At 65.8% G+C, this 26,156-nt stretch carries 29 protein-coding genes; 9 read left to right on the forward strand and 20 right to left on the reverse strand.

The features are described from left to right. Nucleotides 1-711 (reverse strand): pyridoxal 5'-phosphate synthase glutaminase subunit PdxT, encoded by a 711-nt coding sequence (gene pdxT / locus ACYQ1Z_RS10790; RefSeq protein ID WP_459792518.1) that lies wholly within the window; start codon nucleotides 709-711, stop codon nucleotides 1-3. 90 nt (nucleotides 712-801) lie between these two features. Between pdxT and ACYQ1Z_RS10795 the strand changes: the two genes are divergently transcribed. Both ACYQ1Z_RS10795 and ACYQ1Z_RS10800 read left to right on the forward strand, forming a co-directional pair. Continuing rightward, a complete protein-coding gene (locus ACYQ1Z_RS10795; protein ID WP_459792519.1) occupies nucleotides 802-2,094 on the forward strand; it encodes a MurT ligase domain-containing protein in 1,293 nt (430 codons plus the stop codon). Then, complete coding sequence (locus ACYQ1Z_RS10800) at nucleotides 2,091-2,852, forward strand: type 1 glutamine amidotransferase (protein WP_459792520.1); 762 nt, start codon at nucleotides 2,091-2,093, stop codon at nucleotides 2,850-2,852. The genes ACYQ1Z_RS10795 and ACYQ1Z_RS10800 overlap by 4 nt, the downstream gene beginning before the upstream one ends. A gap of 34 nt (nucleotides 2,853-2,886) precedes the next feature. On the opposite strand, the gene ACYQ1Z_RS10805 is transcribed toward ACYQ1Z_RS10800, so the two are convergent. Then, nucleotides 2,887-4,170, reverse strand: coding sequence for a CapA family protein (locus tag ACYQ1Z_RS10805; protein WP_459792521.1), 1,284 nt, complete (start codon nucleotides 4,168-4,170; stop codon nucleotides 2,887-2,889). 75 nt (nucleotides 4,171-4,245) lie between these two features. On the opposite strand from ACYQ1Z_RS10805, the gene ACYQ1Z_RS10810 reads away from it, so the two are divergent. After that, nucleotides 4,246-6,312, forward strand: coding sequence for a M3 family metallopeptidase (locus tag ACYQ1Z_RS10810; protein WP_459792522.1), 2,067 nt, complete (start codon nucleotides 4,246-4,248; stop codon nucleotides 6,310-6,312). Between the two features lie 35 nt (nucleotides 6,313-6,347). On the opposite strand, the gene pdxS is transcribed toward ACYQ1Z_RS10810, so the two are convergent. From pdxS to ACYQ1Z_RS10840, 6 genes are all read right to left on the reverse strand, one after another. Further along, nucleotides 6,348-7,274: a pyridoxal 5'-phosphate synthase lyase subunit PdxS gene (gene pdxS, locus ACYQ1Z_RS10815; RefSeq protein ID WP_459792523.1), complete on the reverse strand. Its 927-nt coding sequence runs from the start codon at nucleotides 7,272-7,274 to the stop codon at nucleotides 6,348-6,350. Nucleotides 7,275-7,415: 141 nt separating this feature from the next. Continuing rightward, complete coding sequence (pgsA, locus tag ACYQ1Z_RS10820; protein WP_459792524.1) at nucleotides 7,416-8,039, reverse strand: phosphatidylinositol phosphate synthase; 624 nt, start codon at nucleotides 8,037-8,039, stop codon at nucleotides 7,416-7,418. After that, the gene (locus ACYQ1Z_RS10825; protein WP_459792525.1) at nucleotides 8,029-8,616 is read right to left on the reverse strand and encodes an HIT family protein; all 588 of its coding nucleotides are present in this window, start codon (nucleotides 8,614-8,616) and stop codon (nucleotides 8,029-8,031) included. Before ACYQ1Z_RS10825 ends, pgsA begins: the two co-directional genes overlap by 11 nt. A gap of 16 nt (nucleotides 8,617-8,632) precedes the next feature. Beyond that, entirely contained in the window at nucleotides 8,633-10,642 is a 2,010-nt protein-coding gene (gene thrS, locus ACYQ1Z_RS10830; protein WP_459792526.1) for a threonine--tRNA ligase, read from the reverse strand. A 117-nt stretch (nucleotides 10,643-10,759) separates the two neighbouring features. Further along, entirely contained in the window at nucleotides 10,760-14,248 is a 3,489-nt protein-coding gene (locus ACYQ1Z_RS10835; RefSeq protein ID WP_459792527.1) for a DNA polymerase III subunit alpha, read from the reverse strand. After that, nucleotides 14,245-14,583: a DUF6504 family protein gene (locus ACYQ1Z_RS10840; RefSeq protein WP_459792528.1), complete on the reverse strand. Its 339-nt coding sequence runs from the start codon at nucleotides 14,581-14,583 to the stop codon at nucleotides 14,245-14,247. Before ACYQ1Z_RS10840 ends, ACYQ1Z_RS10835 begins: the two co-directional genes overlap by 4 nt. Nucleotides 14,584-14,729: 146 nt before the next feature. Between ACYQ1Z_RS10840 and ACYQ1Z_RS10845 the strand changes: the two genes are divergently transcribed. Then, on the forward strand, nucleotides 14,730-15,119 hold the full coding sequence (locus tag ACYQ1Z_RS10845; protein WP_459792529.1) for a hypothetical protein: 390 nt from the start codon (nucleotides 14,730-14,732) through the stop codon (nucleotides 15,117-15,119). Between the two features lie 18 nt (nucleotides 15,120-15,137). Here ACYQ1Z_RS10845 and ACYQ1Z_RS10850 read toward each other — a convergent pair whose 3' ends face one another. Beyond that, nucleotides 15,138-15,458, reverse strand: coding sequence for a chorismate mutase (locus ACYQ1Z_RS10850; protein ID WP_459792530.1), 321 nt, complete (start codon nucleotides 15,456-15,458; stop codon nucleotides 15,138-15,140). A 19-nt stretch (nucleotides 15,459-15,477) separates the two neighbouring features. Between ACYQ1Z_RS10850 and ACYQ1Z_RS10855 the strand changes: the two genes are divergently transcribed. Continuing rightward, complete coding sequence (locus tag ACYQ1Z_RS10855) at nucleotides 15,478-15,900, forward strand: VOC family protein (protein ID WP_459792531.1); 423 nt, start codon at nucleotides 15,478-15,480, stop codon at nucleotides 15,898-15,900. Nucleotides 15,901-15,938: 38 nt separating this feature from the next. On the opposite strand, the gene ACYQ1Z_RS10860 is transcribed toward ACYQ1Z_RS10855, so the two are convergent. Next, nucleotides 15,939-16,736, reverse strand: a complete 798-nt coding sequence (locus ACYQ1Z_RS10860; protein WP_459792532.1) for an SOS response-associated peptidase — start codon at nucleotides 16,734-16,736, stop codon at nucleotides 15,939-15,941. 149 nt (nucleotides 16,737-16,885) lie between these two features. Between ACYQ1Z_RS10860 and ACYQ1Z_RS10865 the strand changes: the two genes are divergently transcribed. Then, nucleotides 16,886-17,143 carry a mycoredoxin gene (locus ACYQ1Z_RS10865; protein ID WP_079596246.1) on the forward strand — a complete coding sequence of 86 codons (258 nt, stop codon included), beginning with the start codon at nucleotides 16,886-16,888 and terminating at the stop codon, nucleotides 17,141-17,143. A 42-nt stretch (nucleotides 17,144-17,185) separates the two neighbouring features. Here the strand turns inward: ACYQ1Z_RS10865 and ACYQ1Z_RS10870 are convergent, their stop codons facing one another. From ACYQ1Z_RS10870 to ACYQ1Z_RS10885, 4 genes are all read right to left on the reverse strand, one after another. Continuing rightward, nucleotides 17,186-17,932 (reverse strand): lipoate--protein ligase family protein, encoded by a 747-nt coding sequence (locus tag ACYQ1Z_RS10870; protein WP_459792533.1) that lies wholly within the window; start codon nucleotides 17,930-17,932, stop codon nucleotides 17,186-17,188. A 74-nt stretch (nucleotides 17,933-18,006) separates the two neighbouring features. Next, nucleotides 18,007-19,725, reverse strand: coding sequence for an ABC1 kinase family protein (locus ACYQ1Z_RS10875; RefSeq protein WP_459792534.1), 1,719 nt, complete (start codon nucleotides 19,723-19,725; stop codon nucleotides 18,007-18,009). Further along, nucleotides 19,725-20,270 (reverse strand): PadR family transcriptional regulator, encoded by a 546-nt coding sequence (locus tag ACYQ1Z_RS10880; RefSeq protein ID WP_459792535.1) that lies wholly within the window; start codon nucleotides 20,268-20,270, stop codon nucleotides 19,725-19,727. The genes ACYQ1Z_RS10875 and ACYQ1Z_RS10880 overlap by 1 nt, the downstream gene beginning before the upstream one ends. 75 nt (nucleotides 20,271-20,345) lie before the next feature. After that, nucleotides 20,346-21,149 carry a thioesterase family protein gene (locus ACYQ1Z_RS10885; RefSeq protein WP_459792536.1) on the reverse strand — a complete coding sequence of 268 codons (804 nt, stop codon included), beginning with the start codon at nucleotides 21,147-21,149 and terminating at the stop codon, nucleotides 20,346-20,348. A 173-nt stretch (nucleotides 21,150-21,322) separates the two neighbouring features. Here ACYQ1Z_RS10885 and ACYQ1Z_RS10890 point away from each other — a divergent pair, with 173 nt between their 5' ends. Beyond that, a complete protein-coding gene (locus ACYQ1Z_RS10890; RefSeq protein WP_459792537.1) occupies nucleotides 21,323-22,000 on the forward strand; it encodes an endonuclease/exonuclease/phosphatase family protein in 678 nt (225 codons plus the stop codon). 44 nt (nucleotides 22,001-22,044) lie between these two features. On the opposite strand, the gene ACYQ1Z_RS10895 is transcribed toward ACYQ1Z_RS10890, so the two are convergent. Together ACYQ1Z_RS10895 and ACYQ1Z_RS10900 are read right to left on the reverse strand one after the other, a co-directional pair. Further along, the gene (locus ACYQ1Z_RS10895; protein WP_459792538.1) at nucleotides 22,045-22,548 is read right to left on the reverse strand and encodes an NUDIX domain-containing protein; all 504 of its coding nucleotides are present in this window, start codon (nucleotides 22,546-22,548) and stop codon (nucleotides 22,045-22,047) included. Between the two features lie 50 nt (nucleotides 22,549-22,598). Then, a complete protein-coding gene (locus ACYQ1Z_RS10900; protein WP_459792539.1) occupies nucleotides 22,599-22,790 on the reverse strand; it encodes a DUF1918 domain-containing protein in 192 nt (63 codons plus the stop codon). A gap of 74 nt (nucleotides 22,791-22,864) precedes the next feature. On the opposite strand from ACYQ1Z_RS10900, the gene ACYQ1Z_RS10905 reads away from it, so the two are divergent. Beyond that, nucleotides 22,865-23,371 (forward strand): metallophosphoesterase family protein, encoded by a 507-nt coding sequence (locus tag ACYQ1Z_RS10905; protein WP_459792540.1) that lies wholly within the window; start codon nucleotides 22,865-22,867, stop codon nucleotides 23,369-23,371. 113 nt (nucleotides 23,372-23,484) lie between these two features. Then, the gene (locus ACYQ1Z_RS10910) at nucleotides 23,485-24,378 is read left to right on the forward strand and encodes a glucose 1-dehydrogenase (protein WP_459792541.1); all 894 of its coding nucleotides are present in this window, start codon (nucleotides 23,485-23,487) and stop codon (nucleotides 24,376-24,378) included. Nucleotides 24,379-24,386: 8 nt separating this feature from the next. Here ACYQ1Z_RS10910 and ACYQ1Z_RS10915 read toward each other — a convergent pair whose 3' ends face one another. The 4 genes from ACYQ1Z_RS10915 to ACYQ1Z_RS10930 all read right to left on the reverse strand — a co-directional run. Next, nucleotides 24,387-24,830 carry a DUF1810 domain-containing protein gene (locus ACYQ1Z_RS10915; RefSeq protein ID WP_459792542.1) on the reverse strand — a complete coding sequence of 148 codons (444 nt, stop codon included), beginning with the start codon at nucleotides 24,828-24,830 and terminating at the stop codon, nucleotides 24,387-24,389. Continuing rightward, a complete protein-coding gene (locus ACYQ1Z_RS10920) occupies nucleotides 24,827-25,402 on the reverse strand; it encodes a DNA alkylation repair protein (protein ID WP_459792543.1) in 576 nt (191 codons plus the stop codon). Before ACYQ1Z_RS10920 ends, ACYQ1Z_RS10915 begins: the two co-directional genes overlap by 4 nt. Next, on the reverse strand, nucleotides 25,399-25,755 hold the full coding sequence (locus ACYQ1Z_RS10925) for a TraR/DksA family transcriptional regulator (protein WP_459792544.1): 357 nt from the start codon (nucleotides 25,753-25,755) through the stop codon (nucleotides 25,399-25,401). Before ACYQ1Z_RS10925 ends, ACYQ1Z_RS10920 begins: the two co-directional genes overlap by 4 nt. Nucleotides 25,756-25,775: 20 nt before the next feature. Continuing rightward, on the reverse strand, nucleotides 25,776-26,156 hold a 381-nt coding region (locus ACYQ1Z_RS10930), incomplete at its 5' end, for an aggregation-promoting factor C-terminal-like domain-containing protein (RefSeq protein WP_459792545.1).

Genomic DNA, 26,156 nt, shown 5'->3' on the forward strand with positions numbered 1-26,156 from the left:
TTACGCTTCTCCTCTGATCATGCGGATAAAAAGTTCGTGTACGCGTTTCTCCCCGGTCACTTCCGGATGGAAGGAGGTGGCCAGCAGCCGGCCGGAACGCACTGCCACAATTCTAGCCGCCCCGGGCAGTTGGACCGCGTGGGACGCGTGTTCCGGCTCGGCGGGCTCCACCTGCGCCAGGACCTCGACGTCGGGACCAACCCGCTCCACCCAGGGCCCGCGGATGAACACCGCGTGCACGGGTGCCACGCCGGAATCGGTGGCGCTAAAGTCCAGGCCCTTGAAATCGAGGTCTGTCTCGAAGGAGTCCCGCTGGCGGCCGAACGCGTTGCGCCGCACGGTCATGTCCAGCCCGCCGAAGGTTTGCTGCGGGGCTCCGGACAGGTCTGTCGCAGGATCGGCGATGTCGGAGGCCAGCAGGATCATCCCGGCGCAGGAACCGTATACGGGGAGGCCTTCGGCGATGCGTTCGCGCAGCGGTCCGGCCAGTTCAAAGGCGCGGGCCAGTTTATCGATGGCCGTGGATTCTCCGCCCGGAATAATCAGCCCGTCCAGGCCGTCCAGTTCCTTAGGCCGGCGGATGCCCACAGCTTCGGCGCCCGTGGCCTCGGCGGCGCGCAGGTGCTCCCGGAAGTCGCCCTGCAGCGCCAGCACGCCGATCCGCAGGCCGGAACCGGGGCGCGCGGAAGCCGCTGAAAGGGAAGTTGTCATCCAACCAGCATACGGGCCTCGCCGTGCCGCGCATTCCAGCGGCCGTGCTGCGGCCGCGGTTGCATGCCGCTGCTGGGATATATTCGAAACATGTTTTCCTTTAGTGTTCCGCTCGGCAAGCTGGTCCGCCGGGCGTCCCGGCTCCGGGGCGGCGGTTCTGCCCTTCCGGGCCTGGTGGTAGAAAAACTGGACCCCGGCTTCATGCGGCGTACGCTCAGCACCCTCCCCCACGGGGTGGCGGTGGTCAGCGGCACGAACGGCAAAACCACCACCACAAAAATGGTGGTGGAGCTGCTGGAAAGCCAGGGCCTGAAGGTCTTCACCAACCGCACGGGAAGCAACTTCACCCGGGGCGTCGCCGCCGCGCTGCTCGGTGAGGTGGACTGGCGCGGGCGGCTGGATGCCGACATCGCGGTCCTCGAGCTCGACGAAGCCCACGCGGTCCACTTCGTGAACAGCGTGCCTCCCCGCTACTGCCTGCTCCTGAACGTCCTCCGCGACCAGCTGGACCGGTTCGGCGAGATCGACAAGACGGCGCAGCTGCTCCAGCACATCGCCGCCAGGACGACCGGAACAGTGGTCCTGAACCGGGAAGACCCGCGCGTGGCCCGGATCGCCGACACCCTCACCGGGCAGGAGGTCCGCTACTTCGGGCTCGACGACTCCCTGCTGGCAACCTTCCCCAACGACGACGACATGCGCGCCGCTCCCGGCAGTCCCGCCCCGGCAGGCCTGCCGGAGAAGCCGGCAGCCGACGTCGTACTGCGCAAGGTGGGCGCGGACAGCGCCGAGTTTGAGTACGACGGCGGCCGCGTCACCACGGCGATGAAGCTGCGGGGCGTGTACAACATCTTCAACGCCGCGGCCGCCCTGGCGCTGGCCCGCAGTATCTGCGGCAGCGGGGCAGCCACCGCGGACCACGAATCCCTGCTCTCCGCGTTGTCGCAGGTGGCACCGGCCTTTGGCCGTGGTGAGAGCCTCACCGTGGACGGGCAGCCCCTGGACCTGGTGCTGGTCAAGAACCCCAGCGGTTTCCGGCTTGGGCTGAAGTCGTTCCCTGCCGGCGGATACGCCACGATGATCGCCATCAATGACAACTACGCCGACGGGAGGGACATGTCCTGGCTGTGGGACGTGGAGTTCGATTCCCTCCGGGCCGAGGGGGTGGACCAGCTCACGGGTTCCCGCGCTTATGACATGGCCCTCCGGCTGCAGTATGACGAGGTTCCCTTCGGGCCCGTCGAGCCGGAGATCGCGCCCGCCCTCGCCGCGTTCATCCGCGGCGCGCAGGGCAAGCCGAAGCGCATTTTCTGCACGTACACCGCCATGCTGGCCATCCGCCGCGAACTGTCCAAGATCACCACCGTGGAGGTCGTCTCGTGAACGCCGAAGCTTCCACCGCGCGTCCCGCGGCAACCCCGTCCAAAGGCACCCTCCGGGTGGTCCAGCTGTACCCCCGCGACATGAACATCTACGGCGACTGGGGCAACGCGTTGGTCCTGCAGCGGCGTATCAGCTGGCACGGCTACACGCCGGAGCTGCTGGAGTACAACGTGGGCGATCCCTTCCCGGACGGTGTGGACATCATTGTGGGCGGCGGCGGCCAGGACAGCGGCCAGCTCGTGATCCAGGACGACCTTCAGTCCCGGGCTCCGGACCTCAAGGGGCTGGCCGAGGACGGGGCCCCCATGCTGGTCATCTGCGGGCTGTACCAGCTCTTCGGGAAGTTCTTCAAAACCCGTACCGGCGCAGTCATCCCGGGGATTGGCATCCTGGACGTCGAGACGCAGGGCACCGACGAGAGGCTGATCGGCAACGTCAAGGTGGCCACGCCCGAATTCGGCGAGGTGCTGGGCTACGAAAACCACAGCGGCCAAACCACGCTGGGCAGCGGCGTCCGTCCGCTCGGCACCGTGGCCAAGGGGACCGGCAACAACAGCAACGACGGGCACGAAGGCGCCCGCTACCGCAACATCGTTGCCAGCTACCTGCACGGCTCGCTGCTTCCGAAGAACCCGGCCATCGCCGATTTCCTGATCCGCACCGCGGCCGAACGCAAGTTCGGAACGTTCGAACCCGGAACCCCGGACGACCGTTTTGCGGAACTGGCACGGGAGCACGCGGCCCGCCGCCCCCGCTGACACCATCCCCGCTGACATTGTCCTGCGGGTTCGGCTACCCTTCCTGCGTGATGAGCAGTTCGTGGGCCCCGGCAGCCGCCGCGCCCATGGATTCGACAACTGTTTGGGTGCGCTGCCGGGTGGCGGCGTCCGCTTCGGGTCCCGCACACGGCCCTTGCGGGGCGTCGGAGGCCACCGAGCACCAGCGGTAAGGGTCGCGGACGATGACGGAGGGGGCCCAGGCAAGGTCCGTGACGGTCCACGTGCCGGCGGCATCCTGGCCGAACTGCGCGCGGACCAGCAGCCCCTCGTTATTCACTACATAAGAGGGCGACAGTTCCGTGATCCCGTTGCCAAGGCCGTACACGATCCATGTGCCCTTGTAGTTTTCGATGGGCAGTACGGAGTGGGTGTGGTGGCCGTAGACCAGGTTGAATTGTCCGCTGTCGGCCAGGGCGTGGGCCACGTCCTGCTGCTGGGCGTTCGGCTCGCTGGAGTATTCGTCTCCGGCGTGCATCGCGGCCACAACGATGTCGGCACCCATGGCCCTTGCTTTTCCGGCTTTGGCGATCATCGCCGCCGGGTCCAGCATGTCCACCTGCCAGGGGTATTCGGCAGTCAGCCCGTTGAGCCCGTAGGTGGCCTGGATGATGGCGATCCTGGCGGCCTGTGTCTGCAGGACCAGGATGCCGTGGGACTCATTTTCCGTTCGGTAGGACCCGGTGTGCTTGAGCCCCGCGGCGTCCAGGGCGTCGAGGGTCCGCAGCAGCCCATCGGTGCCACGGTCGATGGTGTGGTTGCTCGCGGTGGTGCACGCCTGGTAACCGACAGCCTTGGAAGCTGTGATGATCTGTGGCGGCACGTTGAAGGACGGGTAGGCGGAGAAGGGGCCGTCCGGTCCGGCCACGGGGGTTTCCTGGTGGCAGACGGCGAGGTCGCTGTTGTTGATGTAGCGCCTCTGCCCCTCCAGGAGCGGCCCGAACTCCAGGCCCGGTTTTCCCGCTGCGGCGGCGTCCTGTTGGGCCTGCTGCCACAGTTCGGTGTGGACCAGCATGTCGCCCGTGACCAGCAGGGAGGTGCAGCGGAGGACGGGGCATCCGGGGCCTTTACCCGGCGTGGGCTCCGGGGTCGGGGACGGTGCAGGCGTGGGGCTGACGGTGGTGCCCGGCGAAGTCGAGGGTGGCGTGGCAGCACCCTGTGTGGCGCTGTTTTGTTCAGCGACCAGGCCACAGCCCGCCACCGCGCCGGCCAGGCCCAGCACACCGGCCACCGACACCGCCCTAATGCTGGCGCGCATGCGCCATACCGCCTTGCCGGCAAGCATCCCCATAGGCGCCATTGTAGGGAGCAGGCTGCCTCGAATCTGACATTTCGTCACATTGAGAAGCGTGCCCTGCTGTGAAAGGTTTACGTCATGACGAACCCCCTCCTGGTACCCAGTCCCCTGCCGTACGGCCTTCCGCCATTCGGCGCCATTGAGACATGCCACTACGCGGAAGCGCTGGAGGCCGGGCTGGCGGAGCACCTCGAGGAGATCAGGGCGATCGCCGGGAACCCGGAGCCGGCCGGCTTCGGGAACACGGTGGTGGCGATGGAGCGGTCCGGCCGGCTGCTGCAGCGTGCGGCCGCTGCATTCTTCACCCTCGTTTCCTCGGACGCATCGGATGGGATCCGCGGCCTGGAGACACGGTTTTCACCGCTGTTCTCCGCCCATCAGGACGAGATCTTCCTGAACGCTGCCCTGTATGAACGGTTTGCTGCCGTGGATGCTTCCAGTTGCGACGCCGAGTCAGCGCGCCTGCTCGATGAGTACTTGAAGGAGTTCCGGCAGTCCGGCATCCACCTCGACACGCCGGGCCAGGACAGGCTCAGGGCTGTCAACGCGGAACTCGCCCGCCTCGGTACAGAGTACGGCCAGCGGGTGAAGGAGGGCATGAAAGCGGCCGCGCTCCTGCTGGACAGCGCTGATGAGCTGGCTGGCCTGCCCGCTGACGAGGTCGCCAGCGCCGCCGAGGCGGCCCGCGCGGCAGGCCACGAAGGCAAGTTCCTGCTCACCCTCGTCCTGCCCGGCAACCAGCCTGCCCTCTCCTCGCTCGAAAACCGGGACGTCCGCCGTCGACTTTTTGAAGCCTCGGTGGCCAGGGGCAGCAGCGGCGGAAGCCTCGATGTCCTGGAACTGGCCCGGCAGCTGGCCGGTTTGCGGGCGGAAAAGGCTGCGCTCCTGGGCTTCGCGAATTACGCGGAACTGGTTGTTGATCTTCAGACAGCCCCTGATTTCGCGTCCGTCCAGTCCATGCTGAGCCGGATGGCGCCCGCCGCCGTCCGAAATGCCGGCAGCGAGGCTGCTGCCCTGGCCGATGTGGCAGGCCATGCCCTGGAGGCCTGGGACTGGGCGTACTATTCGGCGCAGGTCCGGAAGGAGAAGTACGACGTCGACGAGCAGGCGCTGCGCCCGTACTTCGAACTGGACCGGGTCCTCAAAGACGGTGTTTTCCACGCCGCCACGTCCCTCTACGGCATCACCTTCTCGGAACGGGATGACCTCGCCGGTTACCACCCGGACGTCCGGGTATGGGAGGTGCGCGACGCGGACGGGAGCGGCCTGGGCCTGTTCCTGGGCGACTACTACAGCCGGGAGTCCAAGCGCGGCGGAGCCTGGATGAACTCCCTCGTGGACCAGTCCGCGCTGCTGGGCACAAAACCGGTGGTCCTCAACAACCTGAACATCTCGAAACCCCCGGCCGGTGAGCCCACACTCCTGACCCTGGATGAAGTGCGGACCGCCTTCCACGAATTCGGCCATGCCCTCCATGGCCTGTTCTCCAACGTCACCTACCCGCGGTTCTCCGGGACGGCGGTGCCGCGGGACTTTGTGGAGTATCCCTCGCAGGTCAACGAAATGTGGATCATGTGGCCCGAGATCCTGGCGAACTACGCCCGGCACTATGCCACCGGAGAACCGCTGGGGCAGGACATCGTGGACAGGCTGAACGAATCACGTTTGTGGGGTGAGGGCTTTGCCACCACCGAGTACCTGGGCGCTGCCCTGCTGGACCTGGCCTGGCACGTACTTGAACCCGGCGAGGTGCCGGATGATGCGCTGGAATTCGAGGCGAAGGCCCTGGCCGCCGCCGGGATAGCGCATCCGCTAATCCCTCCCAGGTACCGGACCGGCTACTTCCAGCACATCTTCGCCGGGGCGGGGTACGCAGCGGGCTACTACTCGTACATCTGGAGCGAGGTGCTGGACGCGGAAACGGTGGACTGGTTCACGGAGAACGGCGGCCTGACGCGCGAAAACGGCGAAAGGTTCCGGCAGGAACTGCTGTCCCGCGGCAACAGCCGCGACCCACTTGAGTCCTTCCGAACCCTCCGCGGCCGCGAAGCCAGATTGGAACCCCTCCTAAAGCGCCGCGGCCTGGAACAGCCGCCCCACTCCCCCAAAAAAAGAACGACGGCGGCGGGTCACCCACAAAGGTGACCCGCCGCCGTGCGCCGACCACAGGAAGTCGGAAGTTACCAGCCGCGCTCAGCCAGGCGGTGCGGCTGGGGGATCTCGTCGACGTTGATGCCCACCATGGCTTCGCCCAGGCCGCGGGAGGCCTTGGCGATGACGTCGGGGTCGTCGTAGAAGGTGGTGGCCTTCACGACGGCGGCGGCGCGCTGGGCGGGGTTGCCGGACTTGAAGATTCCGGAGCCAACAAACACGCCGTCAGCACCGAGCTGCATCATCATGGCGGCGTCGGCCGGGGTGGCGATGCCGCCGGCGGTGAACAGCACCACCGGGAGCTTGCCGTTGGCGGCGACTTCCTTGACCAGTTCGTACGGGGCCTGCAGTTCCTTGGCCGCAACATACAGCTCGTCCTCCGGGAGGGCGGAGAGCTTGGCGATCTCGGCGCGGATCTGGCGCATGTGGCCGGTGGCGTTGGAAACGTCGCCGGTGCCGGCCTCGCCCTTGGACCGGATCATCGCCGCGCCCTCGTTGATGCGGCGCAGCGCCTCACCAAGGTTGGTGGCACCACAGACGAAGGGAACGGTGAAGTTCCACTTGTCGATGTGGTTGATGTAGTCGGCCGGGGTGAGGACCTCGGACTCGTCGATGTAGTCGACGCCGAGGGACTGCAGGACCTGGGCTTCAACGAAGTGGCCGATGCGGGCCTTGGCCATGACCGGGATGGACACGGCCTCGATGATCTGGTCGATCATGTCCGGATCAGACATGCGGGACACGCCGCCCTGGGCGCGGATATCAGCCGGAACGCGTTCCAGCGCCATCACAGCAACGGCACCGGCGTCTTCGGCGATGCGGGCCTGTTCGACGTTGACGACGTCCATGATGACGCCGCCCTTGAGCATCTCGGCCATGCCGCGCTTGACGCGGCTGCTGCCCGTGACGCTGTTCGCGGACGAACCGGCCTCGCTGCTTACATCAGGTGTAGACACAAAAACCCCTATGGGTAGATAGATGACCTTCGCCGGGCGCGCAGGCAGCAGATTCCTGACAGTGCGCGCACGGATTTGCCGGATCCCTTGATCGGGCAGTCCTAATACTAGTCCTCCACGGCCCGGGCGGCTTAATCATGCTTAATCAGCTGTTGACGGCTCCGCCTGGGACTGCCGGCGGACTGACAGCACACGCTGGATGACAGTGACGAAGCTTGCCAGGGCCAGCAGGACCAGGGTGGCCAGCAGCACCACCGGAGGAAGGCCGACGCCGGTGAGGCCGGTGACCACCAGGACGGAGACCAGGCGCTCGGCACGTTCGGCGATTCCCACGTTGGCGGTGAATCCCAGGGACTCGGCCTTGGCCCGCGCGTAGGACACCACCATGCCCAGGACCAGGCAGAGCGTGGCGGCGACGGCGATTGGTGTATTGGCACCACCGGTGAAGAACCAGGTGGCAAGTCCCGCAAAGAGGGCGCCGTCGGCTACCCGGTCGAGGGTTGAGTCCAGGAAGTTGCCCCAGCGGCTCTTGACGTCCTGCATCCTGGCCATGATGCCGTCAAGGACGTCGGAGAAGATGAACGCGGTGATGAACAGCGTTCCCCACCAGAGCTGTCCCAGCGGGTAGAACACCAGCGCGCCGATTACAACACCGGCGGTGCCGATAATGGTGACGGCGTCCGGAGACACACCGATTTTGAGGAGCCATCGTGCCAGGGGCGTGAAGAGTGCGGTGAAGAATCCGCGGGCGTGCCTATTCAGCATCCGACTCCCCGGGCCAGGCGTCTGCCACCATCTGCCGGACCTCGTCGAGGGTCTGAGTGATGGCCTTGGTCTGCGCGATGATGGGGAAGAAGTTTCCGTCTCCGCCCCAGCGCGGAACGATGTGCTGGTGCAGGTGCGCGGCGATGCCCGCGCCGCCCACGACGCCCTGGTTCATGCCAAGGTTGAAGCCGCCCGGATTGGATACCTTCCGCAGGACCCGCATGGCTGTTTGGGTCAGGTCGGCGAACTCGGCGGTTTCTTCCAGCGTGAGGTCCGTGTAGTCCGGGATGTGGCGGTAGGGGCACACCAGCAGATGCCCGGGATTGTAGGGGAAGAGGTTCAGCACCACGTAGCAGGTTTTCCCGCGGTGGACGATGAGGGCGTCTTCGTCAGTCCGGCCCGGACCTACGCAGAAGGGGCAGTCGTTCTCGTTCTTGAACTGGTGCTGCCCGCCCGTGATGTAGGCCATCCGGTGCGGGGTCCACAGGCGCTGGAAGGCGTCGGGGACGCCGGCGAGGGCGAAATCGTCGGTAACGCCGGCATCCCCTGGGTATCCGGCGCCTGTGTTCTCCTGCACGGTGCTGTTCCGTTCCCTAGCTGGTCCGGTTGCGGACGGCTTCGGTGATCCGCTTGACGGCCTCGGCCACCGGCACCCCGTTGTCCTGGCTGCCGTCCCGGAACCGGAAAGACACCGCGCCGGCCTCGGCGTCGTCCCCGCCGGCGATCAGCACGAACGGGATCTTGTCCTTGCTGGCGGTGCGGATCTTCTTCGGGAACCTGTCCGAGGTGGTGTCCACCTCGGCGCGGATTCCCGCGGCCTTGAGCTGGTCGACGACGTCGAACATGTACTCGTTGAAGGCCTCGGCCACGGGGATGCCTACCACCTGGACGGGGGCGAGCCAGGCCGGGAAGGCGCCGGCGTAGTGTTCGGTGAGGACGCCCATAAACCGTTCGACCGAGCCGAAAAGGGCGCGGTGGATCATCACGGGACGCTGGCGGGTGCCGTCCGCCGCCTGGAATTCGAGTTCGAAGCGTTCCGGCAGGTTGAAGTCCAGCTGGATGGTGGACATCTGCCAGGTGCGCCCCAGGGCGTCCTTTGCCTGGACGGAAATCTTGGGACCGTAGAACGCGGCTCCGCCGGGATCGGGCACAAGTTCCAGGCCCGATTCCTGGGCCACCTCGGCGAGGGTCCTGGTGGCTTCTTCCCAGGCGGCGTCGTCGCCGACGTACTTTTCCGGATCCTTGGTGGACAGCTCCAGGTAGAAGTCGTTCAACCCGTAGTCCTTGAGCAGGTCGAGGACGAAGGTCAGCGTCTTGGTCAGTTCGTCCTTCATCTGCTCGCGGGTGCAGTAGATGTGGGCGTCGTCCTGTGTCATGCCCCGGACCCTGGTAAGGCCGTGGACCACACCGGACTTCTCGTACCGGTAGACGGACCCGAATTCGAACAGCCGCAGCGGCAGCTCACGGTAGGAGCGTCCGCGGGACCTGAAGATCAGGTTGTGCATGGGGCAGTTCATCGGCTTCAGGTAGTAGTCCTGGCCGGGCTTGCGTACGGTGCCGTCCTCATTGAGTTCGGCGTCGACGTGCATGGCCGGGAACATGCCCTCCCGATACCAGTCCAGGTGGCCGGAGACCTCGTAGAGGTGGCCTTTGGTGATGTGGGGCGTGTAAACGAACTCGTAGCCTGCCTCGACGTGGCGCTGGCGAGAGTAGTCCTCCATCTCCTTGCGGATGATGCCGCCCTTGGGGTGGAACACCGGAAGGCCGGAACCGAGTTCGTCCGGGAACGAAAACAGGTCCAGTTCCGAGCCGAGCTTGCGGTGGTCGCGGCGCTCAGCCTCGGCAATGCGCTCCTGGTAGGCCTTCAGCGCGTCCTTGGTGGGCCATGCAGTGCCGTAGATCCGCTGCAGCTGCTGGTTCTTCTGGTTGCCCAGCCAGTAGGCGGAGGATGAGCGGGTCAGCGCGAAGGCGTTGGAGATGAGCTTGGTGTTGGGCAGGTGCGGGCCGCGGCAGAGGTCGCACCACACAGTGGTGCCGTCCTTGCGCTCGACGTTGTCGTAGATGGTGATGTCACCGGCACCGACTTCGACGTTGACACCTTCGCCGGCCTCGGCGGCTTCGTTTTTCTTGCCCAGCAGCTCAAGCTTGTACGGCTCGTTTTTCATGGCCTCGCGGGCTTCGTCCTCGTTGACCACGCGGCGAACGAACTTCTGGTTCTGGTTGATGATCTTCTGCATCATCTTTTCGAGGGTCTTGAGGTCCTCGGGGGTGAAGGGCTCGGCGACGTCGAAGTCGAAGTAGAACCCGTCTGTGATGTAGGGGCCGATGCCGAGTTTGGCGTCGGGGCGCAGCTGCTGTACTGCCTGGGCCATCACGTGTGCGGTGGAGTGGCGCAGGACGTTCAGGCCGTCCGGGGAGTCGATGGTGACGCCTTCGATGGTTGCGCCTTCGGGCAGTTCCTGGTCCAGGTCCTTCAGTTCGCCGTTGACCCGGGCTACGACGACGTCGCGGCGCTCAAAGAAGAGTTCCGCACCGGTTGTCCCGGTAGTCACCTTGGTCTCTTCGCCATCGACGACGAGGGTGATCTGCTGGGCATCTGACACGGGTGTCTCCTATTCAAAGTTCAGGCTTCATAGCTTGTGGCGTACGGGGACCACAGCCAGCCATCGTCCATGCTATCCGTTCGGCAGAGGGCCGACCAACGCGGCACGCAGGCCGGGTCAGCCGTTGAAACCGGTGATGGCAAGGCTCCTGTTGATGCCGTCCAGTGGGTGGTCTTCGGCAGGGAGGGGGGTTGCCGAAGGCGGGAACGGCAGGGTTTCTGTCCGGCTGAGGTCCCAGGCCATGCTTGCGCTCAGGCTGATTCCGCGTGGTCCGGTCCGCCTTGTGGTACCGCGAATCAGCAGCAGCCTGGTGCCGAACAGGAGCGGCCCGGCGTTTTCCTGGGCTTCGTGGAAGAAGACCGAATCGATACAGCCGGTACCGTCGTCGATGCTGATGAACACCACCCGCCTGCCGCCACGCATGGGAGGCGTCTGGGTGGCGACCCGAACACCTGCCACCAGGACTTCGGTGCCGTTCCTCAGGCCAAGGAGTTTGTCCGCGGTGGTGACACCCAGTTTGTCCAGCAGGGGCCGGTGGCTGTCCATCAGGTGGGTGCTGACGTCGACGGCCATCAGGTCAAGCTCGGCGCGCACAGTCTCCACGAGGGTTGGTTCGGGCAGGCCCGGTTTAACGTTCCGAAGTTCCACATCCCCCAGCGGGAGCGACAGCTGCCCTTCGAGGACCTCCACGCCCTTCTTCCCGGCCGTTCCGGCCTGGAGTTTCTGCAGGTGTTGCACGAGGTCGGCCCTGTTTGCCGCCCCGCCGGCTTCGCGGTGGAGAGAATCAAATGCCCCCAACTGGGCAAGCCGCTTGATGGTGGGCTTGCTGATCCTTGACCGGGCACGGAGGTCCGCGAAGGAGTCGTAGGGTTGCCCGGCAACGATCCGTTTCAGCTCAGTGGCGGACAACCCGTAGATCCCCTTCAGGCTCAACCTGATTCCCAGTTTCCCGGCATCCGTGCCCGCCGGAATCCGCTCCACCCGGTATTCGGCTTTGCTCTTATTGATATCGAGGGGAAGGATCGGGATGCCCAGCCGGCGCGCTTCAGCAACGAGCAGCCGTTTGGGGTACATCCCGGGATCGTGCTCCCACAGGCCGGCCAGGAACGCTTCCGGGTGGTGTGTTTTCAGCCAGGCCGACTGGTACGTGGGTACGGCGAACGCAGCACCGTGGGCTTTGCAGAAACCAAAACTGGCGAATGACTTCAGGGTTCCCCAGACATGGTCCACAACGTCAGGTGAAAAGTTCCTTGCCTTCGCTTCCCTGCGGAAATACTCCTCAACCTGCGCCTCCCCTTGTTCATTGCTCAACGCCCGGCGGAACTCATCGGCTTTCGCCAGCCCGCACCCGGTCATCACATCGAAGGTCCTCAGGATCTGTTCGTGAAACACCGTCACCCCGTGGGTTTCCTGGAGCACCGGCTTGAGGAGCGGATGGGGGTACACTTCGGGCGCGAAACCGTGCCGGTGCTCCAGGAACGGCCGGACCATGTCCGATTTCATGGGGCCGGGGCGGAACAGGGAGATGTCGATGATGAGGTCATTGAATTCCCGTGGCGCCATCTTGCCGATCAGCTCACGCTGGCCCGGGGATTCGATCTGGAAGCACCCCAACGTGTGGGTACTCCTGATCAGTTCATAGGTGGCTTCGTCATCCAGGGGGACGGCGTTGAGGTCGATGAGGCCATTGTCGGCAATGTAGTCAGGCCCCGAACCGTCCGGGCCGGGGGCATGGTTTCCAGCCGTAACCACCTCGTCCCTGCCGGGATGGATGCGGATGATTTCCCGGACCGCGAAAGCCATGGCGCTTTGCATCCTGACGCCAAGGACGTCAAGCTTCAGCATGCCCATTGGATCCATGTCGTGCTTGTCGAACTGGCTCATGGGCAACCCCAGCCCGCTTGGCTGCACCGGGGTCCTGTCCAGCAGGGTGGCATCGCCCAGGATCACGCCGCAGGGATGCATGGAAATGTGCCGCGGCAGCCGGTCAAGGCGTTCGGTCAGGTCCACCAGCAGATCCAGCTGCTGGTTCCCTTCGGTTTCACTTTGCCCGACCCTTCCGGCGAACTCCCGAAGCTCAGGTTTTTCCTGCAATGCCTCCCGGAATTTACTGGCGGAGAACCGCCAGAGCTGCTTGGCAATTTCCCCTACTTCGCCATCATCCATGCCGAGGGCAAGCCCGGCATCGCGCACGGCCCCCCTGGCCCGGTAGCCGTTTTGCATGCTCATCAGCGTGACCCGCTCAGCACCGAAACGTTCAAAAATCTTCCGGTACACGTTATGGCGTTCGGCGCTTTCGACATCGATGTCAATGTCAGGCAATGTGGCGCGGTCCTGTGAAAGGAACCGCTCGAAGATCAGGTCATGCTGGAGCGGGTTCACCTGGCTGATGTCAATCAAATAGTTGACCAGGCTGGATGCCCCCGATCCCCGCGCAGCAGCCCTGACACCCATGTCCTGGATCATCCGGGAAACCTCCGCAACGGTCAGGAAGTAGGAGGAAAAACCCAAATTCCGGATGATGCCCAGTTCATGGTCGAGCCTTGCCAGCATGGAGTTTTCGGCTGTCCCCCTGATGCCCGGGAACCGCCTGCCGATTCCTGAGTGGCAGCGCTGCACCAGCTCGGCGTGCGCGTCCTGGCTGATGCCGATGACCGAGGCCTCGGGCACCACCGGCTGTTTCCATCCCATGTCTGTTACGGGGTCGATCCGGCAGCGGTCGGCGAGCGCCTCGGTTTGGGCCATCAGCTGTTGGAGGTCTGCCGTGCCGTACCCGGCTGCAGCAATGATTTCCTTGGCAAGCTGCAGCATCTGGGCGGAGGTTTTCAGCCAGCCCTGGCCTGTGGGCTGAAGCAATGGTTCACCGGCCAGTTCCGGCAGGGACTTCAGGGTGCGGGCAGAATCCAGGACATCAGCGGTGGGGGCCCCGTCTGCCGCACAGTACCTCACGGCGTTGGTGAGGATTGCCGGAACCTGGTGTTCCTCCGCCAGGCGGAGCATGCGGACCGCATGGGCCGTGCTGAGCGGTGAACCCGGCGCGCTCAGCTGGGAAACAATTTCGGCAGCAACTGTTCCCGCGGGCATGGCATCCAGCCACTGCTTGAATAGTGTCCGCGGGCGCAGGTAGCGCCGTCCTCCCATCGCGTGGCCAACGTCCGAGTCGGGACCGATCAGTACTGTCAGCACAGGCTTGAGCGATGCCGGGTCCAGCGTCCGGGAAGCCAGTTCGGCGCGTGTCACAGCAACAGGCACCACTCCCCCGGATTTCCCGGAGGTCCTGGCGTGGGCGTCGGAGATCAGGCGGCAGAGGGCGCGGTAACCGGCCCCGTTGTTGTGCCCCCGGGCAAGTACCACAACCCTGCCCGCCACCTGGGTGCGGTGGTCGCCGTCGTCGTCAAGGATGGCCAAATCGACGCCCACAATGGGGTCTATGCCTGCTGCCATACAGGCTTTCAGGTGCTTGATGGTTCCGTAGAGGCCATCACGGTCGGTGCAGGCGAGCGCCGTCGCCCCATCAGCGGCAGCGGCCTGCGCCAACTCCTCCGGCCAGGAAACACCATAGTGGGCACTGAAGGCAGTGGAAACGTGGAGATGCGTAAAGCTCATGCTGTTCTGTGGTGGAGGGCGTCATGGATCCGCAGGAGCCGCCAGCGGCCGCTGCGGAGATGTCGCGTGAGGTCAAGGGTGAGTGGTTCCTGCTGAGCAGCGTCCCTGGGTTTGCCGTGCAGCGCGGGTACAACCTGCACCCGCCATATTTCGTGGTCGACAACCCCGGGACCGCTTCCCAAGGGGGCCCTGCTGTCTTCGGCCCACCACTGCCGGCGCTCGTACCAGCGCAGGGGCTCGGCGCAGACGTCATAAGAGATGCCACCCCAAACAACGCTTCGGGGCTGGCCTTCCGGGGCGCAGTCGACATCAACGGATTCGCTGAACATGCCCATAGCGCCTCCTTGATGACCCTGGAATCAGTTCGAATATTTGTTCGAATATCTCCAGTCTACGCCGCGTTGGCAGTGCTGCATAGAAAAGTGGGCTGCTGCTGGAAAGAGGGGTGGACGGACTGTTCGGCAGGGAGCAGGATTGAGCCATGAAAACCCAAGACGCACTCCTCAAGCAGGCAAGCATCAAGGCCGAGGACTCCACCCTCGTAGCAACCTTCGACATCGACGGCACCATTCCCGCATCTGGCGCCTATGTCGTAGGCCTGGTTGGAGCCACACCCGACTATTCGTCCCAGCGGCGCCTGTGCGTCGAGTTCATGAACGGTGAAGCCATAGCTTTTTACTCGTTTAATCGGGAACAGGGAGTAGAAGAAACCTATGACCTGTCCGGCGTCTCGCACTCGGAGAACTCGATCACCGCGCAGTTTCCGGTAGCGGCCATCAACGGGCTTGGCGAGGGGCACACCATGTCGGCCTTCAGCGAGGCGGACGGCAGGGAGTTCCAGCACGGCGTTCCCGTGGAGGAAAGCCTGTAACAGCTGGGCCGGCGCGGCTCAGCTGTTTTCTTTATGGACGCGCATCTCCAGTTCAATGAACCCGGAGATCATCGTCCGGTACGTCGATTCGACGATGTCCGGGTCGATGTCCTTCTTCTCTGCGGCTGAGCGGACGTGCTCAATGATCTTTTCCACGCGGTCGGGGGCACGGACCTCGGCGTCGTCGCCCTTCAGGGTCCCGGCGATCCGGATCAGCCGTTCGCGGCGGGCTATGAGGGTGACAATCTGGTCATCCACCTCGTCAACAGCAACCCGGACGGCAGCGAGCTGTTCCTTGTCGGCCAGTGCGTCCCTATCGTTTCCTTGAATCGTCGCCATCATCTGACAGTATCGAAGCATGCAGCCCAGAGTCGACTTCATCTCATTAGGTGTCCGCAGCGTCCCGGCCTCCCGCGCGTTCTATGTTGACGGCCTTGGCTGGCCTGTCCACAAGGAAGTGGAAGGGGATGTGGCATTCATCCAGGTCAACCACGGCCTGGTCCTGTCCTTGTGGGACGCGGGCCAGATGCAGGCCGAGGCAGGCGTGGGAGCGCCCGGCCCGGTCCCGTGCATCACCCTCAGCCACAACCTGGCAAGCCCTGAGGAAGTGGACCGGGTGATGGCGGAGGCCGCGGCCGCGGGAGCCACGGTTGTCGCTGAACCCGTGACCCAGCCGTGGGGCGGGTACAGCGGCTATTTCGCCGATCCGGACGGCTTCCGCTGGGAGGTGGCGTACAACCCCACATGGGCAGTGGACGACGCCGGGACAGTCACCATATAACGCCCGGTTCACCGGTCGCCGGGCTGCTTGAGCCCAGGCTAGAACAGGGCTGCCACCGGACGAATCAGGTCAGGCCCGTTGTTGCGCACGTTGCCAACCTCCTTGCCCACGGACTCCACCTGCCAGTCGGCGGCCACGTCCTTGACGCCGGACCGCACCAGGTCCACCAGTCCGGCTGCGTCATCAGCGTCCGGGTCGAGCCAGGCCTGCATGGTGGCTTTGTCCATGGGCAGGGGGACCCTGTCGTGCAGGGCGGTGAGCTTGCCGAACACCGTTGACTCGGAGCCGGGCGGGGGCGTGTCAGTGGTCAGGATAGAGGTGGAGAGCAGCCATTGCCCCGGTTCACCCGCCGGGACGGACGGGTCCCTCCACCACTCGTACAGCCCGGCGAACGCGAGCCCGCGCCCCTCGCCGGGGTGCACATAATACGGCTGCTTCGACTTGCCCGGTCCCTGTTTCCACTCGTAATAGCCGTCCGCCGGGACGGCGCACCGTCGGGACTGGACGGCTTTCCGGAACGCGGGCTTCTCGAGCACCGATTCGCTCCGGGCGTTGATCATCCGGGAGCCGATGCCGGGATCCTTGGCCCAGGACGGAACCAGGCCCCATCGCGCCACATGCAGCTGCCGCACCTGCCGGCGCCCAGTGTTATGGTCAAGCCCAGTGCCGTCGTCAAGCCCAGTGCCGTCGTCAAGCCGAGTGCCGTCGTCGATCAGCCGCTCCAGCACGATAGGGACGTCATCCGTGGGCGCCACATTCCATGACGGCGGGATATTCACCTCGTCTTCGAGCTCGGCGTCGAACTCTGCCAGTAGGTCCCCCACGGCACGTGCCATTACATAGCGTCCACACATGGCTCCAGCATGCCATCGGCGCCACATACTGTCATCCAAGGGTGCCGGGCTACCCCGGGCAGCGGGGAATACCTGCCGGCACGCTACCGTTGACAGGAACGAAAACCTTCACCGACGCAGAGGAGAACCCTGTGGACTTCACTCCCGAATCCGGCACCATCACCATGTTTTCCACCACTTGGTGCGGCTACTGCAACCGCCTGAAGAAGCAGCTGGACGCGCAGGGCATCGGCTACACCGAGATCAACATCGAGGAAGTGGAAGGCACCGCCGAACTCGTGGAGCAGCTCAACGGCGGAAACCGCACTGTTCCCACCGTGCTTTTCCCGGACGGCACGGCCGCCACCAACCCGTCCGCTGCAGAGGTCAAGACGCGCCTGGCAGCGTAACTCCCCGCGGCGAAGAGCCGCATGAAAGACACACGATGCGGGTCATGCCCCCAGGCTGCTGAATGAAGCAGTCTCCAGGGTGGCGTGGCCCGCATACGTCTTAAGCAGGGCCTCCTCCACGGCATCGACGCCCACGCCGGGCACCAGGTCCTCGACGGCGCCCGCCGTGGCCGGGTCCCAGTCCAGACCGAGGGCCGCGTAGCTGTCGGTCAGGACTTTCCGGATGGGCGCGGAGTTTTCCACCACGATGACCGAGCTGAACAGCCAGCCGCCGGCAACGACGCGCTGGGCCGTCCCCACGAGTTTGATCCGGGACCCGTCCGCGGCGGCGGTGCCGTGAACGCTGAACTCGCCGGGGCAGTACTCCCCCGGTATTTCCCCCACGCCGGCCTGCACGCCAACACTCTGCAGAACCTGGGCAAACAGCTCGCCGAAATACCCGAAACGCTCCTTGGAGCCGGCAATCGCATCCGCGTCCGGTTCAATATGGTCCACCACCAGCGTCCCCTGATGGTATGCGGCCGCCCTCCCGCCGGCCCGGCGGACCAGGGGTTCGAAGCCGTTGTCCCGGCAGGCCTGCGCTGCCGCCTCGAATCCGGGCAGGCGGGTGTCCCGCTGGCCGAAGGCCACCGTGGGGGCAGGCCGGTAAAGCCTCAGCGTGGGCCCTATGTCCCCCGACTTTGCCCTGGCCAGCAGCTCCAGCCCGAATTCCAGGTCCCGCCCTGCCCCCAGCGAAGCTTCCTGCCGCACTACCGTGAGCGCACGGGGTCCCGGAGTGGCATGGTGCATGGTGTTGGGCTCGCTTTCTCTGGACTACTGGCGGATCGGCCAACCCTAGGTTACGCCGTCGCCCCCGGCCTTGATCACAGCCCGCGGCGGGCGGACCACAGCGCGGCGAGCAACGGGACCGACGAGGCGAGCATCAGGACATTCCCCAGCCCGGCATCGTCAGCACGGACCACTGCACCGGCAACCAGAAGGGCCGCAAACACGAGGACCGAGGCTGTCCGCCGTCCCGTACGTTCCAGCCGGGCCACCTGGCGTTCAAGGCGGGGGTTGGCAACGGAAAGTTGCCCCTCTTCGACGCGGCTAAGAAGCCCCTCCAGCCGCCCGGGCAACCGAAATACGAAACCGGCGGCGTCCAGCGCCTGCCGGGCGGCGTCCTGCACAAGGTTGCCCCGCTCGTCCCGCAGTAAACGGGCGGCATAAGGTTCCACCGAGTCCCACAGGTTGAATCGAGGGTCCAGGGAACTGCACACCCCGGAGGTCAGTGACATGGCGCGGATGATCAGCAGGAAGTTCTCGGGCAGCTGGAACGGCAGCGAGCGGACCAGGTCGCCGAACTCCACCGCAAAATTAAGGAACTCACGTGGATCCACCTCGCGGAGCTCAGCGAACCCCATCCCCCCGAACCGGGCGAAAACCTGCGTCATGGCTCGCTCCAGCTCGACGGAGTCGGCCGCCGGAACCAGGGCGCCCACCTCCCGGATGGCCGCTACCAGCCCCTTGCCATCACGCGCCGCAGCGGCGATCAAGAGCTTGCGGAGGCCACTGCGTGTTGACGCGGTGACCTCGCCCATCATGCCGAAGTCGATGAACGTCAGTTTCCACGGGTCTGGGCTGCTGCCGTGATGGGCGGGCGTGACGAAAATGTTTCCGGGATGGGGGTCGGCGTGGAAGAAGCCGTTTGTGAACAACTGGTCGAACATGACCGCGGCGAACACCGGAGCCACCCCAACCGGATCAATCCCGGCCGCGCGGAGCCCAGCGACATCGGTGATTTTGATGGCAGTGACGTCCTCGAGGGTGAGGACGCGGCGGGTGCTTTGTTCCCACACGGGCACGGGAACCTGGACGCGGGCGTCGGCGTCGAAATCAGCGGCAAACCGCTCTGAGTTGGCTGCTTCGTGGAGGTAGTCGATCTCTTCGTGGCTGGTCCGGGCGAATTCCTCCACCAGGGCGGGAACATCCGCCCGGTCGGAAATGAGGCGGAAGTGGCTGAGCCAGCCGCCAACCCTGCGCAGGGCCGCCAGGTCGACTCCCACAATCACCTCGATGCCCGGACGCTGCACCTTCACCACCACGTCCTTGAGCCCGGCCTCCTCGGCGAACTCAGGACGAAGCCGTGCCCGGTGCGCCTGGCCGAGTGAGGCTGCCGCAACCGGTGTTTCCTCGAACACGGCGAACACGCGCTCCAGCGGACAGCCGAGTTCGGTTTCAGCAACGGTGCGGAGGGCCGGGAACGGAACTGGCGGGACCTCATCCTGCAGGCCTTCGAGCTCCTTGGTTATTTCCGGGGGCAGCACATCCAGCCTGGACGACAGGAACTGGCCCACTTTGATCATCAGGCCGCCAAGGTCCACCGCGAGCTGGTGGAAGCGGCGGGCAAAGCGCTGCATCCGCTGGGAGCGGGTCCGCCCGGCAATCCGCGCCAGCCCGATCCGCGGCAGGAAGAGCTCGAACCACCAAATCGAAGCCAGGTTCCAGGCGGCGAAACGGAGGATCCGGCGGTACCGGGCACGGGTGCCTGCCGCTCCGGGCACCGGATCCTCCGGGCCGCGGCGGAGCGGCGGCACCTGCATCAGTCCTGGGCGAGGATGGAGTAGATCCGGCGCCGCGCCTCGTCCAGTACCGCCACCGCCTGTTTCACCTGGTCCGGTGACCCGGTCCGCCCCACTTGCGCGGCCGCCTGCGCAAGCTCAACGCCTGCCTTGGGCAGGGACGCGAAACCCCCTCCACCGGCAGGTCCGCCTGCGTTCCACGGCTCGGAGATGTGGTCGCGGGCCACCTCTTCCCGGCCGGCCCCGGTGAGGGTGTAGATTTTCCGGCCGTTCGATTCCTCGGCCGTGATGATGCCCTCGTCGGCCAGCAACTGGAGCATGGGGTACACAGAGCCGGCGCCCGGCTTCCAGTTGCCGCCGCTCCGCTCCTCGATTTCGCGGATGATCTGGTACCCGTGCAGGGGACGCTCTGCGAGCAGGGCCAGCACAGCGGCCCTCACGTCGCCCTTGCCGGCGCGGGCGCCGGCGCGCTTCTCAAACCGTGAGCGCAGTTCCTCCACAGCCTGCCACAGGCCCTCGATATTGCTGCTGCCACCGAATCCGTAGGCCGGGAACGGTCCATTCATGCTGGTCTCCTTTGGAGCACGTGAACGATATACAACGATACGTCCAGCGCGGCTTAAGTGACCATCATCAACGGGTCAGGTACGGCGCAGCGTCAGGATCTGTTCGGCACGCCCGAACGGGCCCAGCCTGTCATGCAGGACGGTGGAAGTGAGCCCGATCCCGTCCGTGCCGAAGGACACTGCGTTGTCCAGCCCCAGCCACTCCCCCTCCGGTTGCCGGTACATGTGGATCTGCAGGTCAAGGTTGGGGAAGGCGTAACTGTCCCGGCCCGGCGGAACCCGGGCGGCGATGCCGTTGGCGGTGTCGACCATACCGATCAGCCGGGCGAGGTCGCTGCTGTCGTCCCGGTCCGTGAGGGGGTGGGCGGTGCGCAACCAGACTTTGCCGGCTCCGGGCCGGTGTCCCTCCGCCACACGCATTTCGAGGGACCGGATGTAGCCTCCGGGCCAGACGGCGGCACCGTCGTAGGGTTTGCATTCGTCAGGGCCGGGAATGGTTGCGTCTTCGACGGCGGCCACGGCACCGGTGTCGCTGGTGGCCATCCGCCAGGCCGTGGCCCGGATGGCCGGCCGGCCCGCGGCGACAAGCTCCGCCTGCACCAGCTCAATGGTCTTCCCGGGCCGGAGCGTCTCTGTTCCGATGAAGAATTCCCCGCCGGGGATGAGGCCCAGGATTTCGTAGCTGAGCCGTGCCATCCGCATCCCGGTCCGCGGCTGGTGACGCTCCAGGGCGTCGGCCAGCAAACCGGAGGCGGGAGCCATGTGCTGTTCGTGGGCGTTCCAGGCGCCCTGGGCGTGGAGGGTGGACCGGAAACGGCCGCCGCCCAGGGCTACGTAGTAGGCGTTGCCTTTGGCCAGCTCGGGAAGCTCTTCAGTCAACGGGAGCCTTTCAGGGAATTCCAGTGAATGTCCACTAACTCTAGCCGCCCTGCCGGGGTGGTCCGCGGCAGTACGGCGCGTAGATCGCAGCCGCGAAATGTTTGAGGTTGGACAGACGCAGCGGACTAGACTCAGGAACTGGTCCTGTCACCATCCTCGAAACGAGGTGTTCAATGCGCGTCATCAGCTACAACCTCCGCAAACACAAGGCCAGCGGGGAACTCCTCGCCCTGGCCCGGAACCACGGGATCGATGCGCTCTGCCTCCAGGAAGTGGATGCGAGCGACCTGCCGGAAACCCTTGGCCCCCTGCACCTTGCCCATGTCACCAAAGGCAACCGGCTGGGACTGGCCGTCTACTACCGCACCAGCCGCTTCACGGCGCTGGACACCCAGTCGTTCGCCTTGAAGAAGTCCATGCATGACAGGGTCCTGGCGCCGGCGCATGAGCGGCTGATCGGGGTGCGGGTGATGGACAACGAGACCCAGCATGAGCTGGTCATCGGTTCTTTCCATGCCGCGCCGCTCACGGCCTCAAATTCCCTGCGGCGTAAGCAGATCCATGCCGCCCACGCCGAATTGCTCAGCATGGGCAGGGGCCTGATGACGCTGATGGTGGGCGATTTCAACTACCCGTTCTTCACCAAGAACCTGGACATCCACATGAAAAAGTCCGGGTACGCCCTCTCGCTGAGCAACCGCCGCACCTACACCCGCTACAAGGTGTTCAAGGGGCACTTTGATTTCGCAACGTCCCTTGGCCTGGACATCCAGAGCGTGGAGACGCTTCCGCGCGGCAACTCCGACCACCTTCCCATCCTGGTTTCCGCCGAGTACGGACCCGACTACTAGGCGGGGAACGGCTGGGCAGGATCAGAAGCGGGCAGGTGTTCGGGCTAGGCCACCAGCCGCGGGCGCAGGCCCGGCCAGGCGGCGGCAAACCCCGGGTGCAGGTTCATGCCCTCCACGTCATCGACCGGGATCCACAGCAGCTCAATGCTCTCGGGATCGCTGATCACGGGGTCGAACGGCTCGCGCACCAGCACCACCACGGTGGTGTAGGACCAGTAGCCCAGGTCCAGGACGGATGTAAAGAGCACGTCCACACCGTCCCGCGGCACGGCCGCTTCCTCGTAGGCTTCGCGGAGGGCGCCAACCACCGGGTCTTCGCCCTGGTGGAGTGCACCGCCCGGCAGGCCCCACGTTCCGCCGTTATGGCTCCAGACGGCCCGGTGCTGCAACAGGACGCCTTTGCCGCGGTCATACGCCAGCACTCCGGCCGCGCCGAAGCGGCCCCAGAACCGCCCCCGGTCGCCGTCCACCCAGGCGTCCCCGGGATCCCGGGGCCCGGTGCGTGCGGGTGGGGTGGCGGACGCGGCGGAGGCCAGTGAATGATCCATCAGTCCAGTCTGGCAGGTGGCTTCCGCCCGGCCCAGCGCTGGGCGGGGCTTTAGTTGCCGTGTCCGCGTTCGACGGCGAAATCGCCGCCGGGATACATGATGGTTTCGTGTCCGTCGTCAAAGCGGACCAGATAGGGCGGGGTCCCGCCCTGGCCCCGCACTTCCAGGATCACCCCGTGACGGTCCGTGGAACCGACATTCCGGCCGTGGACGATGATGCGGTCGCCCTGCGCTGCCTCCATGGCAATCACCTCCCAGCCCAAGATTACGACTGGACGGCACACCGGAACAGGCCCCGCGTGGCAGGATTTTCCCTATGCCGTTGAAGCTTGTGCTGATCGCCGACACCCACGTGCCCAAGCGCGCCCGGGACCTGCCCGTCCAGGTGTGGGCCGCCGTCGAAAGTGCCGACGTGGTGTTCCACGCCGGGGACTGGGTGGAGGCGGAGCTGCTGGACCAGCTGGAAGGGCGCAGCCGCATGCTGGTGGCCGTCTACGGCAACAATGACGGCCCGGAACTGCGCGCCCGGCTCCCCGAGACCGCGCACGTCACGCTGGAGGGAGTCCGGTTCGCAATGGTCCATGAGACGGGGCAGGCAAAGGGCCGGGAGCAGCGCTGCGAGGCGCTGTACCCCCAAACGGACGTCCTGGTCTTCGGGCACAGCCATATTCCCTGGGACACCACGGCTCCGGGTGGCCTGCGGCTCCTGAACCCAGGGTCGCCGACGGACCGGCGGCGCCAGCCGGCGTGCACCTACATGACGGCAAGCGTCGACGACGGCCGGCTGACTGGGGTGCGGCTGGTGGAGCTCCCCCGCGGGTAGGCGCGGGGGGGGGTTGGCAGCCGCCCTCCGCTGTGCCTAGGCTGGAACAGTAAGCATGCTTAGCATCTTGTGCTTAGTTTCCTGGAATCCACCCAGCCATCAGGAGGACCACCATGACAGACCAGTACACGTTCCGTAATCCGGTCACCGCCTACGAGCACATCTCCCCGCCGCAGCAGCACCAGCCGGAGCCAGGACTGGACGCGGCACTCCAGCCGAAGGCGGACTTGGGAGAGGACACCTACCGCGGCACCGGACGGCTGGAGGGCCGCAAGGCAATCGTCACCGGCGCGGACTCGGGAATCGGCGCGGCCACGGCCATCGCCTTCGCCCGGGAAGGCGCTGACGTCGTCCTGTCCTACCTGCCCCAGGAAGAAGAAGACGCCGCCCGTATCGCCAGCATCATCGAGGCGGCGGGCCGGAAGGCCGTCAAGGTGCCCGGCGACCTCAAGGATCCCGCCGTCTGCCGGGACGTCGTGGACACCGCCGTCGCCATACTGGGCGGTGTGGACATCCTGGTCAACAACGCCGGCAAGCAGGTGGCGCAGGAAGACCTCACGGACATCACGGACGAACAGTTCGACCACACGCTGAAGACCAACGTGTATGCGATGTTCTGGCTGACCAAGGCCGCGCTCCCGCACCTTCCGGCCGGTGCCACCATCATCAACACCACCTCCGTCCAGGCCTACAACCCCTCACCGACGCTGGTCGATTACGCCACCACCAAGGCCAGCATCAACAACTTCACCAAGGGCCTGGCCCAGCAGCTTGCCCCCAAGGGCATCCGGGTGAACGCCGTGGCGCCGGGTCCCATTTGGACGCCGCTGCAGGTGAGCAGCGGCCAACCCAAGGAGGAACTGCCGGAATTCGGCCAGTCCACTCCGCTCGGCCGGGCGGGCCAGCCGGCCGAACTTGCCCCGGCATACGTGTTCCTTGCCTCGCCGGAATCCAGCTTCGTGGTGGGCGAAACGCTGAACGTCAATGGCGGCAGCCCCACCCCCTAGGGCCGGGGTTACGCCCCGTCCTGGTCGGCCAGCAGGGCATCGGTGGCCTCATCGGGCTGTCCGTCGAAGAACTGGGCCAGGACGGTTTTGAAGACTGTCTCGCCGGGCGCGGCGCGCAGGAACAGGGTCATGGACGACTGCAGCTTGCGGGCGTCGATGCCGCCCAGGATGTCCTCCGCGGAGCGCCCGGCGTGCATGGTGAGGGCCTGCGCGCACTCCAGCAGGCGCGGACCGAGGACGTCATGGTCAAGGTAGGCGCGGGCCTCCGCCAGGGAGGTGATGGCGTACTTCCGGGACGTGGCACTCTGCCCCAGGCCGGCTATTTGCGGAAAGATGAACCACATCCAGTGTCCGGTCTTGCTGCCAACCTGCAGTTCGCCAAGGGCCTGGTCGTACGTTCCCCCGCTGTTCTGTGCGAGCACAAAGCGTTCCAGGCCATAAGAATCATTCACGGTTGTCTCCTTTGAATGGCGGCGCTGCCCTGTCCGGGGGCGCCGGGGTCCGTTTCTTGAACCAGCTTTGCTGCAGCCTGCTTCAGCCGCGGGTCCGGGTCCTGCGCCCAGCGGGCGATCACCACGTCCGCGCGCTGGCGGTCGCGTCCGGGGAGTCCCGCCAGCAGGGGCGCAACCACGTCGGAAACCAGCGGACCAGCCAGTTCCTGCGTCTCGGACGAGCGGAGGAAACCCTCGATCCGGGTCAGGTCAGAATGGCGCAGGAGGCCGGACCGGGCCTGGAGGAGCACCACGGCCGCAAGCCGGCGTTCGAAGACCGGCCTGGCGCCCGGTCCCGGCTGGCCCCACAGCACGGAGGCCAGCATGACCACGGCGTCGTGGTCAAGGTCCTTGAACTTCCGCAGCGCGTCCCGGACGGTTCCGCGGACTGCACCTACGGAAGACCCGTAGGAGGCCAGGACACCTCCCAGCCGGGACCCGACGTCGTCCGCCCGGTACCAGGCTCCCTCGTTTTGCAGCGTACGGTCTATGAAGCCTGCTGCAGCGTCCACCGCATCGATGCTTCCGCTCACTGCCGCCCCGCCCCGGCGTGGCTAATGCAGTAAGGCGTCCAGGGCCGCGCTTCCAGCCGGCCCTCGGCAATCGGTTCGCCGCAGACGGCACAGGTGCCGTAGGTCCCCGCGGCGATGCGCGCCAGAGCCGCCTCCACCTGGTCAAGTCCCGCGCTGCTCTGCTTCAGCAGCGCCGAGGCCTGGGACAGCTCGAAGGCTATGGTCGCCCCCTCGGGGTCGTGTTCGTCGTCCACATTGGAGTCCTGGCGCGCGGAGCTCGCGGACGCGATGTCCGCGCGGAGGGCCGGAAGCAATGCGATCTTCCGCTGCCGCTCTTCCTCGAGCAGAAGGCGGAACCGCTCAAAATCAGGCATGCAGACAGCCTAGCGCGGCGTCAGTACCAGTTCCGGGCCACGGAGTGCTCCCAGGCGGCGCAGGGCGTGCGGTACCGGTCGCGGATGTAGCCCAGCCCCCACTCAATCTGCGTGCGGTAGTTGGTCAGCCAATCACTTCCGGCGCTGGAATATTTGCCCGGCGGCAGCGCCTGCGGGATGCCGTAGGCGCCCGAATAGGGGTTGGTGGCCGTGGTCAGCCAGTTGGACTCCTTGGTCCAGAGCTGGGCGAGGCACAGATACTGGTCCTGGCCCCACCCGTAGGCACCCAGGCGGCCCGATGCATAGCTCTGGGCCCCGGCGGGATCGGTGACGGCGCCACCGGGGACGGACGGTACTACGACGGGTGGCGGAGCGGGCGCGGGTGCGGCCGGCGGCGGCGC

The sequence above is a fragment of the Arthrobacter sp. AD-310 genome (assembly GCF_054656615.1).

Coding starts and splice junctions, on each gene's coding strand:
- pdxT (WP_459792518.1), bottom strand. CDS start 711: ATGACAACTTCCCTTTCAGCGGCTTCCGCGCGCCCCGGTTCCGGCCTG.
- ACYQ1Z_RS10795 (WP_459792519.1), top strand. CDS start 802: ATGTTTTCCTTTAGTGTTCCGCTCGGCAAGCTGGTCCGCCGGGCGTCC.
- ACYQ1Z_RS10805 (WP_459792521.1), bottom strand. CDS start 4,170: ATGGCGCCTATGGGGATGCTTGCCGGCAAGGCGGTATGGCGCATGCGC.
- ACYQ1Z_RS10810 (WP_459792522.1), top strand. CDS start 4,246: ATGACGAACCCCCTCCTGGTACCCAGTCCCCTGCCGTACGGCCTTCCG.
- pgsA (WP_459792524.1), bottom strand. CDS start 8,039: ATGCTGAATAGGCACGCCCGCGGATTCTTCACCGCACTCTTCACGCCC.
- ACYQ1Z_RS10835 (WP_459792527.1), bottom strand. CDS start 14,248: ATGAGCTTTACGCATCTCCACGTTTCCACTGCCTTCAGTGCCCACTAT.
- ACYQ1Z_RS10840 (WP_459792528.1), bottom strand. CDS start 14,583: ATGGGCATGTTCAGCGAATCCGTTGATGTCGACTGCGCCCCGGAAGGC.
- ACYQ1Z_RS10845 (WP_459792529.1), top strand. CDS start 14,730: ATGAAAACCCAAGACGCACTCCTCAAGCAGGCAAGCATCAAGGCCGAG.
- ACYQ1Z_RS10850 (WP_459792530.1), bottom strand. CDS start 15,458: ATGGCGACGATTCAAGGAAACGATAGGGACGCACTGGCCGACAAGGAA.
- ACYQ1Z_RS10855 (WP_459792531.1), top strand. CDS start 15,478: ATGCAGCCCAGAGTCGACTTCATCTCATTAGGTGTCCGCAGCGTCCCG.
- ACYQ1Z_RS10860 (WP_459792532.1), bottom strand. CDS start 16,736: ATGGCACGTGCCGTGGGGGACCTACTGGCAGAGTTCGACGCCGAGCTC.
- ACYQ1Z_RS10870 (WP_459792533.1), bottom strand. CDS start 17,932: ATGCACCATGCCACTCCGGGACCCCGTGCGCTCACGGTAGTGCGGCAG.
- ACYQ1Z_RS10875 (WP_459792534.1), bottom strand. CDS start 19,725: ATGCAGGTGCCGCCGCTCCGCCGCGGCCCGGAGGATCCGGTGCCCGGA.
- ACYQ1Z_RS10880 (WP_459792535.1), bottom strand. CDS start 20,270: ATGAATGGACCGTTCCCGGCCTACGGATTCGGTGGCAGCAGCAATATC.
- ACYQ1Z_RS10890 (WP_459792537.1), top strand. CDS start 21,323: ATGCGCGTCATCAGCTACAACCTCCGCAAACACAAGGCCAGCGGGGAA.
- ACYQ1Z_RS10895 (WP_459792538.1), bottom strand. CDS start 22,548: ATGGATCATTCACTGGCCTCCGCCGCGTCCGCCACCCCACCCGCACGC.
- ACYQ1Z_RS10900 (WP_459792539.1), bottom strand. CDS start 22,790: ATGGAGGCAGCGCAGGGCGACCGCATCATCGTCCACGGCCGGAATGTC.
- ACYQ1Z_RS10905 (WP_459792540.1), top strand. CDS start 22,865: ATGCCGTTGAAGCTTGTGCTGATCGCCGACACCCACGTGCCCAAGCGC.
- ACYQ1Z_RS10910 (WP_459792541.1), top strand. CDS start 23,485: ATGACAGACCAGTACACGTTCCGTAATCCGGTCACCGCCTACGAGCAC.
- ACYQ1Z_RS10925 (WP_459792544.1), bottom strand. CDS start 25,755: ATGCCTGATTTTGAGCGGTTCCGCCTTCTGCTCGAGGAAGAGCGGCAG.